Source organism: Melioribacteraceae bacterium (assembly GCA_035362835.1).
Lineage (GTDB): Bacteria > Bacteroidota > Ignavibacteria > Ignavibacteriales > Melioribacteraceae > DSXH01.
Window position 1 is genome coordinate 382964 of sequence record DAOSDY010000001.1, and the last position, 12752, is coordinate 395715.

A 12752-nucleotide genomic window follows, 5' to 3' on the forward strand; every position below is an offset into this window, starting at 1 on the left:
TTACTTTACTCCTTTCGACACTGGTTTGTATTCGTATGCACCGATATCATGTTTAAGAGAGGATTTTGCTTTTACAGGGCGGGGTGTCCCGATGTAATCTGTTTTCACCATTTCAATATTTTTCCCGGAATCGATGCAAGGAGAATTTTTATCAACTTGAAATGATGATAGAACAAAAACCTCAAGCTCTCCAGATAAATCTCCCCAGACTTCTATGCTGTTTCCTTTATTTGATTTAATTACACTCCATTTATTTCCGGCTTTAACAACACGACCAGCAAGTTCATTCTCTTTATAATTGGAATTAGATATCAGCAGCATAGTAGTTTGATTAATATTATTGAACGGCGTTAAAATCGGTTCAATCCTGAAACTGTCTTTAATGAAAAGCGGATCCTTGGAAATATTATCTTTACCTGTAATTTCCTTTCTGGAATTATTATTCGAAATTTCTGCCGGGGCATCAATATTAAGTTCGCCCCAGATAATATTATTAGAAACAAAAGATTTCCCAAGTCCTTCTTTCGTTTCAATAAGAATAAAATTTTCCAATAGTGTATTATTATAAATTCCCATTTCACTTCTCTGGAAATAAGCACCTGTATTATAGGCACAGATATTATTAGTAAAGCTACCCCTTGATTCCATAGTAACACGGAAAGCGCCAGAATTCCGGCTTGAATTTGAATTAGCTACAAATAAATTCCGATCAATTTCCACAAAGAATTTTTCTTTGGGAGGAATGGGGTCCAGTGGTGAGTCATAACGGTGTTCCTGTCCGCCCACAAAAAGCGCACCGGCATCGTCAGTTGCAGAATTATTTACAAAAATATTACCTTTAATTTTAGGTGCAGACCAGAGTGCCACAAATAAACCGCCGGCATCATTAGCAGCCAATGCGCTATTATTCAGAAACAGGTTATTTTCAATTAATGGATTTGACCAATCAAAAACCGAGACAGCGCCTTCGCTGCTTCGTTCTGGATCATTAAGTCCAACAACATTATTCATAAAAACATTTCCGGAAATAATGCCGTTACAGTTTTTATGAAGAGCGATGCCGGCGCCTCTACCGCATTCCGTGCTGTTTTCATAAAACAGATTATCTTTAATAACGGGCGAAGCACCGTTCTCAGCATAAATACCGGCACCGTCGTTAGCTACGAGATGACGGTACTTTGGCTTCCAGTTTTCTGTAATAAGAGTTTTATTTCTGAAGAAAACATTATTTGTAATAGTCGGTGAAGTGCCGTTGCAATAGATTGCGGCTCCTTTTCCCCTGAATTCATTGTTCCGGATATTAAAGCCGTCCACCCGGCAATTATCAGCTCCCATAAAAAGCTGCTTCCCTTTATCAGCAGAGAGGATGGAAGCGTTTGCAAAAACATCTCTTAACCAATTTACCTGATTAAAACCTCCATAAAGATCTATATACTCTTCTAATTGAATTGTATCCCCGCCGTATTTTCCTGAAGCGACTAATATTGCACATCTATTTTCAGCCGATTGCTTTCCAAGAATTGAAAAAGCTTTTTGAATTGACTTGAATGGATTAGATTTCATTCCACTGCCGGAAGCATCCGAACCCGATTCCGATACATACACCACCTTTGAATACTGATTTAATTTTACTTCTGCAGTCTTGGGTCCAATAATTTGAGCAAATGTGAACTCACTAAAAAAAATAAACAGCATTAACAATTTCAGTTTCATACCATCTCCATGATTATAGATTAAACTTCCAGCTGAATTTACAAGTGATTCATGTCTATTCAGTTTCTAATACTTACACCATTTTTAATTCATCTTTCGTTTCGTGCTGCCAGTTTCTTATTTTTTCTTTTAACTGAACAACTTTTTCAGAGTAATCTGGTTTATAAAACAGATTTGTTGTTTCATACGGATCTTGATTCAAGTCGAACAGCTGGCTTTTGTCCTTATCTGCCCAGCAAAGTTTCCATCCGTCCTGAGTGATGACGGTCCGGATAAAAGCATTTTTGGCATTTTGGATTTCACTTTCAGTTACACTTTTTATTCTAGTATTTAATTCATCATCTCTGTCTTTATTATTCCACTCGATAAAAACATCCTTCAAAGGTTTACTGGAACCATTTAGAACGGGCATCAAACTTTCACCCTGAAGTTTATGTCTGCAATCCATTGTATCAAGAATTGTAGGCAGCAGATCGATATGACCGAATCTTCCTTTCACAAACTGATGTTTGCTGTTAAGATGAGGGAACTTCATAAGCCAGGGAACTTTAACCGCCTCTTCATACATAACTGTTTTGTTTAACAGTTTATGAGCTCCCATCATTTCGCCGTGATCGCTTGTGAAAATGACGATTGTATTTTCTGCCAGACCAAGATCCTCAACGTTTTTTAATATTGCCCCAATACTTAAATCCACTTGAGATACCAGTCCCCAATATTTGGATTTCATTTTGCGCCAGTCCTGTGCAGTTCTAAGTGGTTCACCTTTATACTTTTCATTGAATAGTTTTTCTCTAATCATACGGTATCGCAATGGTTCATCTTCTTCAAGATCATCATCAAAGTTGGGCGGCAGGTCAATATAATCCGGATCATATTTATCATTAAGAGGACCGTTGAAAGGAGGATGAGGTTCTAAAAAATTAACATAGAGGATAAATGGATTATTCTTATTCCGTTTTAAGAAGTCGCAGGCTTTTATTTCCAGGAATTTCGGTTTACAATGCTCTATTGGAAGTTTTGATGCATAGTCCCTTGTAAATTCGCCGCGATCACCATCCGGTTTATATCCAGCGGATTTGAGATAATTGGAATAGTCGCTAACAAGACTTTTATTGCGTCCTTCGCTGAAGTGCTGATTATATATATCTTCGATGCTAATCCATTCTTCAAAACCATGCTGCGCAAACAGTTCATCGCCCAGATGCCATTTGCCGTAATAAGCTGTTCTATAATCGGGATCATTTATTATTTCAGGTGTACAAAGAATATTGCCGGGTAAAGGGACGTTATTATCGAGGCAGCCGTTACTATGCGGATAAAGTCCTGTCATTACAGATGAACGTGAAGGGGTGCAAACCGGTTGAGTGACGTAAGGATTTTGCAGAACAATAGACTGGCTTGCAAGTTTGTTAAGATTAGGGACTTCAATTTTTTTATTTCCGTATATAGCCATTGTATCAGCTCTTTGCTGATCAGTCCAGATGAATAACAGGTTCGGTTTTTCCTTTCTAGGACTGCACCCGACAATATTAAAAGCTACTGCCGCCATAGCAGATCTCTTAATAAAGTCTCTGCGGTTAATCGAATTGCTAAATGATTCATTTCTCATATCGAAATCTCCTCTCCAGAACTACTTTCACTTTTTTAAAAACTGCATTGAATAGAGTTTACTGCCTCTCATCCTGAATAAGAGTTGTACTGTTTTACCTTCCAGAGATGAAAGATCCTTTCCTTTCCCAAGCCACTCAATTTCTTTTTCAATGAAATCCCCGTTAATATAAATACAATCATCAACCGAATATCCTTCAATCGGTTTCCCATATTCATCAGTGAATCCTACCTGGACATATCCGGCTGCGTCTGTATCAATGTTAAGTGTCAATCTGTTTCCTTCAAAAGTAAACGGCTTGGTTTTAACAACTGCTTCTTTTTCATATGGACTGTCGATTGAAATAAATCCATCCAGTCGTTGAACGAGACGGAAGACAGAAATTCTTTTATCACTTTTATCATAAGCTGAGTGATAGAAAGGTTCACCGAAATAGTACTGCCAGAGTTCATTTCCGCGCCGAACCATCCCCTGAGCTATGTAGGCAGTCTTCATATCAATACCTTCGTGCGAACCAATTCCAACATAGGCCGGGCGGTAATACCGTTTCCAGTTTATTCCATCGCGGCTTACGGCTATTTGAGTTTCGATCGGACCTTCGCCAAGTTTTCTTTCCGGGTTCATCAATTCTGTCCGGGTTGGCGGGCCGTCATTCTCGTAATGAAAGAAAATAATCGGGAATGATAAGTAAGTATCCGGCGCATACTGGTACTTTATAGCTTTGGTTATATAAATATCTGTTCCGACAGGGTCTGCTTCATCCGGATTAAATGCATTGGGATACTCGAGACCGAAATCGCCCGGAGTAAGAGGCCCGTTATCGAGCCACCATGGTAAAGGTTCCCGCAGAGGCAATTTCCGGTCAAGCTCATGATATTCTTTTTGAGAAATAGGAGTAAACGGAACCGGTTTGAATAAATCATTTGTTTCTGTAACCACAGTACTTCTCTGAGTTGCGAAAGCAGGCGTATGCATTATACCTGTGCGATGAGTAGTAACGTAAACCTGACGCTGGTCATCATAAAATGTGCAGGATTGTGTACCGGAACGGAACGGTATTAGAGCCATCTTTTCTCTTTTCCAATTAAAACCGTCGGGTGAAGTAAAGAGATAGACTCCGCGGCTGTGATACCCTGAGATAAATTTCCATTTTGTATCGCCACTTCCATTCGGATCGATAAACGGATTTCCCATTCCGCCAACCGGTCCGTGAATTACAATGTTCCTCTGTCCGCGGTACTCTTTTCCAAGATCAGGGGATTCAAAGTTAATTCCGTCTTTTGAGACACGGACGCCCATATAGTCATCGTGAATACCGTTATATATTCTGATCAATCCGTTTTCATCCTCTACAACGGTTAGATGCTTACGGAATTGTCCCTCTATGTTGCCGATTACCAGTTCTGCTTTCTTTGGAGGATTAACATTGAATTCAACATCCTTCATCTCCGAAATGAAAGAATCGTCAATAAACAGATGCTTACGATTCCCGAGTTTTAGCGGTAAATTATTTTTCGCTAGATCATTAAAAAGCAATGGAGGACCTTTTAAAAGGCCCGCATCTTTGAGGTCATTATTTATAGCAAAACTCCCCGGAGGAGTAAATTCAGAATTATAAACTGTTCCCTCGGAAAATCTTAATTCGTCGAGGATTCCCTGAAGCGGATGATTCCAATTACTGTCCCTGCCGATGCTCATGTAGTCTTCATCTCCGGCAGGAAGCGATTTGAAACCAATATTTTTGTTTGAAGAGATTAACTTTCCATTGACGAAGTGACGTAACGTTTTTGATGAAGATGAATATACGAATGCAACGTGTGACCAGTCAGATAATCCGTTGAAATCGATTGTATTAATATTGATTGCGCTATTTGCCGGTTGATTTTTCAGGATAAATGATTTGAAATTCGAATCCAGCATCAAGCTTGTAACTTTGTCGTTATCGCCTCTGGGACCCGTACCTATTTCAAATACTACTCCGTCCTTTCCTGTTTTCTTTTCAGGTTTAAACCAGAATTCAACAGTCCAATCGTAATTTCCTAAATTCAATTTAGTTTTTGTCGGCTGTACAAAACCGATCTCTTTTCTTAAGTGTTTTTCTCCGCTTGTCATTAATGCGCAGAAGTCCGCATTATACCAGGAAAGCGGTTCAACTTTTCTTCCTTTCAGTTTGGGAATTTTTTCGAGACCGAATTCAGCTTCTCCATGTGGAAGCTTAATTTCCGGATGTTCAAAAGGCTGAAGCGCATTACCAAATTTTCCAGGAACTAACCGACCGCCTAGTCCAAGAACCAGCGGGTAATCATTATCGGAAAGATTTTCAAGAACGCTGCTTGGATAAAGCCCGATCTGCTCGTCAAAACACCATAATGAGATAACTTTAGTTTGTGCTGAAGCGACTGCCGCTATTAAAAAGGAGAAAACGAATACTGCCAGGAAAATTCTTTTCATTGTAACTCCCTACTTATTAATAAACTGCATCGAAAATAATTTTGATCCTCGCATTCTAAATTGAAGATGAACAGTTTTTCCTTCTAGTGAAGAAAGATCTTTTCCTTTGTTCAGCCATTCAACTTCATGCTCAACAGAATTAGTATTTATATAGACACAATCATCAAGGCTATATCCGTCTACAGGTTTACCCGATTCATCAAGAATTCCAACCTGTGTAAATCCGGCCGCTGAAGTATTAATGTTCAAAACAAGTCTGTTACCTTTAAACACAAACGATTTAGTAATTATTGTTCCTTCTTTTTCATATGGAGTATCCGCGGAGACAAACCCATCCAATCGTTGAACAACTCTGTAAACCGCGCGAAGATCATTATCTTTAGAGTAAGGCGAATGATATCTAGTATCTCCAAAGAAATACTGCCAAATTTCTTCACCGCGTCTGATCATACCGTGCCCGATAAAAACCTGCTTAATATCATCGCCGTCATATTTACCGATTGGAATGTAGGTGGGGTTTGGATACCGCTTCCAGTCGACACCGTTTCTCGAGACTTCCAGCTGGATGTCGGTTGGTCCTGATCCGAAATTACGTTTTGCGTCGAATAGTGTAAAACGAGCAGGATTAGTTGGATCTTCATAATGAAAATAGATTACTGGAAAAGCCAGATAAGTATCAGGGGCCCATTCGTATTTATGAGCTTTAGGCACATATATGTCAGTCTCTTCAGGATCAATTCCTTTGCGGGGAGTAAAGATCCATGGATATTCCAGGCCGAACCCGCCAGGTGTTAAAGGACCATTATCAAGATACCATGGAAATAACTTGTGAGTTCTGCGGGTTTTGGCAAGTGCAAGTTCCTCTTCCAGTGAAAGTGGCTTAAACGGCCATGGGTGTTTTATATCATCTGTAAGTGTCATAACAAAATCTCTTTCAGTATCTCCGCTCTGTGTAGCACCCATATCAGTCCGGTGAAATGAAACATAAACCTGTTTCTGATCATCATAAAAAATATTTGATTGTGAACCTGAACGGAATGGAAGCACAGGTGTTCTTACTCTTGTAAAATTAAATCCGTCCGGTGAAGTCCAGATGTTAATACCTCTGCGGTGATAATCACTGATATATTTCCATCTCTCTTCAGGCGGCGCATTGGGATCAATAAATGTCATTCCCATAGCACAGGGTTCATCAATAGCGACATTTTTCTTCCCCTTATATAATCGGCCCAAATCCGGAGCTTCAAAATTTTTCCCGTCTTTTGAAACAAGGACACCAAGATAGTCGTCTTCAATACCCATGTACATTCTGATCAATCCGTTCTCATCTTCTACTACGTTAATATGTTTTCTGAAAGCACCTTTAATTTCAGGAATAACTCTGTCAACATAGCGCGGAGAATTAACATTAAACGATACATTTTCCATCTCTTTCACAATAGCATCATCAATGAAAAGATATTTCTTATCGAGGAGCTGCAGCGGAAGTTTTTCATTTTCGAATAAAAGCGGCGGACCTTTTTTAAGTTCGGTTCTTTGAATATTCTGATAGAGTGGAGAAAAACTTACGGGAACGTTAAAATCTGTTTTATAAATTTGTCCTTCCGAAAACCGGAGTTCATCAAGATTACCCGGCATTTGCTGCCGCCACAATCCATCTGTACCTAAACACATATAATCTTCTTCGCCTACCGGCAAAGATTTTATTGCTGCGGAATTCTGAAGTGGCTGAAGTTTTCCGTCTACAAAATGCTTCAACTGTTTTTCCGATGATGAATAGACAAAAGCATAATGATGCCACCCGCTTTCGATATGAGATTGTATAGTCAGCTTTGTACCGGACGGCTGATTGACAAGTGCAAATGATTTCAAGTCTTTTGAGACAAGAAGTTGTGTCACTTTGTTATTCTCGCCTCTTGGACCGGAACCGATCTCAAATATTACACCGTCTCCACCGGGATTGTTAAAAGGTTCAAACCAGAACTCAACAGTCCATTCAAACTCTCCGAGATTAAGTTTAGTTTTAGTAGGATTAGTGAAACCGACTTCTTTTCGAAGATGGTTTTCACCGCTCGTCATAAATGCACAGAAATTTGCATTATACCATGAAAGAGGTTCAATTTTTCTTCCACTTTGTTTCTGCATTTTGACCAGCCCGTATTTGGGATCGCGCCCTGGCGGAATTGGAATATCCGGCTTAAGAGAATAAGTTAAAGCATTACCAAATTTCCCTTTTACAATCTTTCCGCAAAAACCGATTACAAACGGAAAATCATTATCGGAAATATCATTAATAACCGAACTTGGATAAATTCCCTGCTGCTCGTCAAAAGTCCAAAGGGCTGTAGTCTGCGCAATCTGATTAACACATGTGATCAAGAGAATAATAATAATCCGGGTTAAGATCTTTTTCATTATCAAATATTCCTTTATTATTTAGAATTTTTTTCTACTGTTAGTTTTCCTGTTTCATCAATTGATACCAGATAATAATTTAATCCGTTTCCCTCTCCGAACGAGGCTGTTTCATAAACTGGAATCTCATTAAACAAAGTATCACTTATCCACATGTGACCGTGACCGACAAAGATTCCTTTTATATTAGATTTATACTTAGCCAGGATTGCAAAGAATTTCTCCTCATTCTCCGGTGTTGCGAGGTCTTTCGGTTTCGCCCAGATTTTGAAATTATCCGACTGGAGCGGATGATGGAAGAATAAAAACAGTGGCATATTGTCTTTCATCTGACCGGCAAGCCAGTTGAGCTGATCCGGATCGAACCTTTTATCAAGATACATCCCCCGCATACTATTAAGAACTATCATTTTGTAACCATTTAATTCAATTGAATAATAGGGTTCTAATCCGGATTGTTCCTTCCAGAGTTTTTCAATTTCATTAATTTCATCAACAGTAAACGGCGCATCGGAATCTTTGTTACGGTCAATTTTATAATCATGATTGCCGAGAGCCATCAGGTACGGTTTCTTCAGTTCTTTTAAGATACTCGTTAGTTTCAAGGCGCGATTGTTATCAAATCCATCGCCTCCATTTCTATCGGAATAATAACTGGAAACATTATCGCCGGTAATTGCAAGAAAATCTATATCAGAAAATTTTTCATAGTTGATATCATTTATAAAAGTTTTAAGGCGCTCGTCCTTTGATTCATCATTGCTGATATGAATATCTGAAATAACAATAAATTTCAGCGGAACATACTGTGCAACTGTTGTCCCGGGGAGGATCAATAAAATAATGAGAACCAATGCGGAAAAAGTTCTTTTAAAATATTTATTCATAATAAGTCTCACTCTAATTATTTAATTCTGAATACCTTCTTATAAATTACTTTGTAAATTCACCATCAGTAAAAACTGAATCGCTAATTAATTTTCCCTTTGAGTCCCATACTCTCGCTTTTCCTTCACACCTTAAATTTTTCCAATTTGATTCTGATCTTTTGACTCCATTGGGCCACCACTGTGTCCATATAGAAAAACTATTCTCTTGATGATTCCACTCCCAAAGTTTCAATCCGTTCAAATTCCAATATGATTCCATTCCATTCTTTCTGCCCATATTATAATTAACTTCGTACTGTTTACTTCCATTCATATAATACCATGTTTCTTTACCATGCAGAAGAAATCTTCCATCATCACCAAATCCGCCCGAGTATTCGATTTTTATTTTACCGTTGTCATAGTACTCTTTATAATTTTTTACATCATTAAACTTTTTTGTTTTCGGTTGTAGAAGATCATTTTCGTTTATAATAGAATACGATGAATCAAGAATCCACTCTTCATTAAATTCGAAGTGGAGGCAGGGATGGGTCATAGAAGCCATAAGATGGATCATACCATCGGGAGTTTGCGAAGCAACAGAATAACCGAGGGTTTCGCCCTTCATTTCCATCCTTCTAATTTCTGATTCGTGTTCCTGACCGCCCGGAATTTTTTTAATATGCCATGATTTTCCTTCATCATCCGATAAAGCAACAAATGCACCTCGCTCTTTAATATCAGGCGGTTGAAATCCATCGGATCTCTGAAAATCGCTTGCTAAGAACAATCTGCCGCTTGAAAGCCGCATGATTGTCGGACGCTGATTGGTACCAAGCGTCGAAAACTGTGTCGAGGAAATTTTCCAGGTTACTCCCATGTCGTTAGAAACTGAGAGAGGCATAAATCCATCAATATCAGATTGTTTGCCGCCGTAGCCGGCAATATCCCCGCTCTTCAAACGTATAAAAGATGTATGTCTTCCACCTGTTCTTCCGCCAGTATCGAACCAGGTTTTTCCATTATCTGCAGATGTAACGAGAAGCGATGAAGGACCTAATCCATCCATTCCGAAAAAGATATTATTGTTCTTGTCTCTGAAAGCCGAGTTAATCGGCTGGGGTGTATGAGGTCCGAATTCATTTATCATTTCAGGATACTTCACACTGCTCCATGTAGCACCGTTATCGGTCGAATTGATCCATTGAAACGGATACCGCCCGTCGAGATGGATATTCCCGAAGAAGAGCCAGAGATTACCGTTATCATTCCAGCAGAGAGGTGCAACATCGTTTACATCGGCAAAATCGAGAAAGCGTGAAGGCCAGTCCCACTCATCTGCTCCGTATCTCAGTCTCATTGCCGCAAGGGCTACTTCAGGTTCGTCCTCGTAAGTTGATGTGTAGAAGATATAGAGAAGATCGCCGTTGGGAAGAGCCATCATCCCGGGGTCATGGTTATGGCGCGAGAAGTAAAGGTCGATACCGGCAGCATTCCGAATTTCTTTATCCACATTTTCTGGTGGAATGGGGAGAAGAAATCTTTTTCTGAAGTAAGGTTTATTTATTTTTCTGAAATTAGATCTATCGAAATTCTGTTTTACTCCCTGCATATTAAACGGAGGATCAAACTGAATCGGTTTAGAATCGGGCATGGGTGCTTGAACTACTCTGAATCCAATGCTTGCAGAGTTTAATCTTGCGGTAAGCATACTTGAAAATCTGGATTCAATCTCAATATTATCATTCGTCGTGCAGGTAAAGGCATCCGAAGGAATGGATTCCATTGACTTGTCATCAATACTCCAATAGAAGCGCATAAAGGAATGCCGACCTTTCATTTTGATATAGTCGACTTCAATCTGATACCGCTTTCCGGCCCGGAAGAAAAATTCTCCGCTTCGGTCTTTATCTAGTCCCCATCCATCAATTATAGTCATTCCATCAATTCTTAATCTGATGCCGGCATCAACTTCAACCGAAATTGTAACATTCGCGGTAACAGGAGAAGCGATCTGACCGATCCACATTGCGGTAAAATCATCCAGGTTCTGCCAGTCAGTCCGATCCGAATTCAATTCATTTATCCGGGATATGGCAACGGGTTTTTGCATTTCTTTGTCATCATAAATAATACCAACCAAACCGGGCATGAATTGATCATATCCTTCGATAGTTTTTTCGGATCTGCTTTCACCGCTCTTATTAACGAATGAATTAAATGAAGGCGCTATTGATGAGCGATTTGCGGAACGTGAATAATATTCGTTTGGATAGTCATATACTTTTAATTTATTATCGGGCAAACCGCCGCGGACAACCTTTGAAAATCCCCACGATAAACCGATTGGATCTGTCTGGTCTATAAACGGATAATCACCATACCAGTCGTAACACCATTCGATTGGACCGGAGTGCATATTCTTAATACCGAACTGATTTGGCGTTTCATGATCGGGTCTTTTTTCACCTGATGAAAAATCTGAAGTAGTTCCGGCTCTGCATACATATTCCCATTCCGCTTCGGTTGGAAGTCGATAATGTTTCCCTTCCTTAGCACTCAACCATTTACAAAATTCCTCTGCATCATACCAGCTTATACCAGTAGCATAAGGTGAGTAACTTTCAAATCCATTATATTCTCTTTTAAACTGACGATATTGCTCGATAGTGATTTCTGTTTCGGAGATATAAAAATCACTGCTGATCTTAACATTCCTTGTTGGATATTCATCAAACTGTCCTTTACCGGATAAATCGCCCATTAAAAAATTTCCTTTGTCAATCTTGATCATTTTGATTCCGATTGAATTGACAAAAGAATTTTCGGAATTAAGATTCATCCCGATTGATAGAGTAAGAATAATTAGCAACGAAAATATTTTATTCATTATAAATAAAACCAGTTAAGTAATTGAAAAACTATTTAGGCAGAGATAATAGAGATCCTCGTTACCGGCTTCCGCTTTATGATAAACATTTCTTGGTATTGCAATAACGCTTCCGGCTTTTACATGGGCTGTTTCATTTCCGACTGTTACAGTTCCACTACCTTCAAGGATAAAAAATGTCTGCTCCTTTTCATCGTGCATTTCAATTTCGTTGTTCTCGCCGACATATCTGCGTACAAGATTTAATTCGAGATTAATGTTATTTGTACGGGGTATCAATGTGACTGAGTGTTTATTAATCAATTCAGGTTTACTTATACTCAAAATATTGTTGAAAAATTTCCCGGGTAAAACTTCAATCATTGAATCACCTTCTGAAACTTCCGATTTACCTGATTCTGCCTGGAGTTTTCTGATCTGTTTGACTTTTTCAATATGGTCAGCAAAACTTGCATGACCTTCCTTATCCTGACTTATAAATACATTAAAGAGCATATAGCAGAGTTTTTCGCTTGTGGTTGTAATTGTCTGGTGAACTAATCCGGCTGGAACATATGCCAGATCTCCCGGTGAAGCATCATATACATCATTCCCTAAATGAATTTTTCCGACTCCATTGGTAACATAGAATAATTGAGTTTTATCATTGTGTTTATGAGGCGGACCGTCCTGATTCGGAGTCCAGCAATTCCATCCAACTTCAGTCAATTCAGTTTCACTCCGATCGATCAGTACTGTTATTTCGTTTAATCCGGCTACATCAAGTTTTTCCCCTTCAGTGAAATAGCGTATAATCATT

The 12752-nt window shown here is 39.0% G+C and carries 7 protein-coding genes; all 7 read right to left on the reverse strand.

Annotated elements, in window-relative coordinates; all coding sequences use genetic code 11:
* The 7 genes from PLZ15_01800 to PLZ15_01830 all read right to left on the reverse strand — a co-directional run bounded on the left by PLZ15_01800 (position 1) and on the right by PLZ15_01830 (position 12751).
* Positions 1–1713 carry a right-handed parallel beta-helix repeat-containing protein gene (locus PLZ15_01800; protein HOI28465.1) on the reverse strand — a complete coding sequence of 571 codons (1713 nt, stop codon included), beginning with the start codon at positions 1711–1713 and terminating at the stop codon, positions 1–3.
* Positions 1714–1786: 73 nt separating this feature from the next.
* Positions 1787–3325, reverse strand: a complete 1539-nt coding sequence (locus tag PLZ15_01805) for a sulfatase-like hydrolase/transferase (GenBank protein HOI28466.1) — start codon at positions 3323–3325, stop codon at positions 1787–1789.
* Between the two features lie 27 nt (positions 3326–3352).
* Entirely contained in the window at positions 3353–5776 is a 2424-nt protein-coding gene (locus PLZ15_01810) for a hypothetical protein (GenBank protein HOI28467.1), read from the reverse strand.
* Positions 5777–5785: 9 nt separating this feature from the next.
* Entirely contained in the window at positions 5786–8191 is a 2406-nt protein-coding gene (locus PLZ15_01815; protein HOI28468.1) for a hypothetical protein, read from the reverse strand.
* Between the two features lie 17 nt (positions 8192–8208).
* On the reverse strand, positions 8209–9078 hold the full coding sequence (locus tag PLZ15_01820; protein ID HOI28469.1) for a metallophosphoesterase: 870 nt from the start codon (positions 9076–9078) through the stop codon (positions 8209–8211).
* A gap of 46 nt (positions 9079–9124) precedes the next feature.
* On the reverse strand, positions 9125–11857 hold the full coding sequence (locus PLZ15_01825) for an SUMF1/EgtB/PvdO family nonheme iron enzyme (GenBank protein HOI28470.1): 2733 nt from the start codon (positions 11855–11857) through the stop codon (positions 9125–9127).
* 111 nt (positions 11858–11968) lie between these two features.
* Complete coding sequence (locus PLZ15_01830; GenBank protein HOI28471.1) at positions 11969–12751, reverse strand: cupin domain-containing protein; 783 nt, start codon at positions 12749–12751, stop codon at positions 11969–11971.
* Position 12752: the final 1 nt, after the last annotated feature.

Excerpts from the sequence above, each read along its gene's own strand:
- PLZ15_01800 (HOI28465.1), bottom strand. The coding sequence starts at position 1,713 with ATGAAACTGAAATTGTTAATGCTGTTTATTTTTTTTAGTGAGTTCACA.
- PLZ15_01805 (HOI28466.1), bottom strand. The coding sequence starts at position 3,325 with ATGAGAAATGAATCATTTAGCAATTCGATTAACCGCAGAGACTTTATT.
- PLZ15_01810 (HOI28467.1), bottom strand. The coding sequence starts at position 5,776 with ATGAAAAGAATTTTCCTGGCAGTATTCGTTTTCTCCTTTTTAATAGCG.
- PLZ15_01815 (HOI28468.1), bottom strand. The coding sequence starts at position 8,191 with ATGAAAAAGATCTTAACCCGGATTATTATTATTCTCTTGATCACATGT.
- PLZ15_01820 (HOI28469.1), bottom strand. The coding sequence starts at position 9,078 with ATGAATAAATATTTTAAAAGAACTTTTTCCGCATTGGTTCTCATTATT.
- PLZ15_01825 (HOI28470.1), bottom strand. The coding sequence starts at position 11,857 with ATGATCAAGATTGACAAAGGAAATTTTTTAATGGGCGATTTATCCGGT.
- PLZ15_01830 (HOI28471.1), bottom strand. The coding sequence starts at position 12,751 with ATGATTATACGCTATTTCACTGAAGGGGAAAAACTTGATGTAGCCGGA.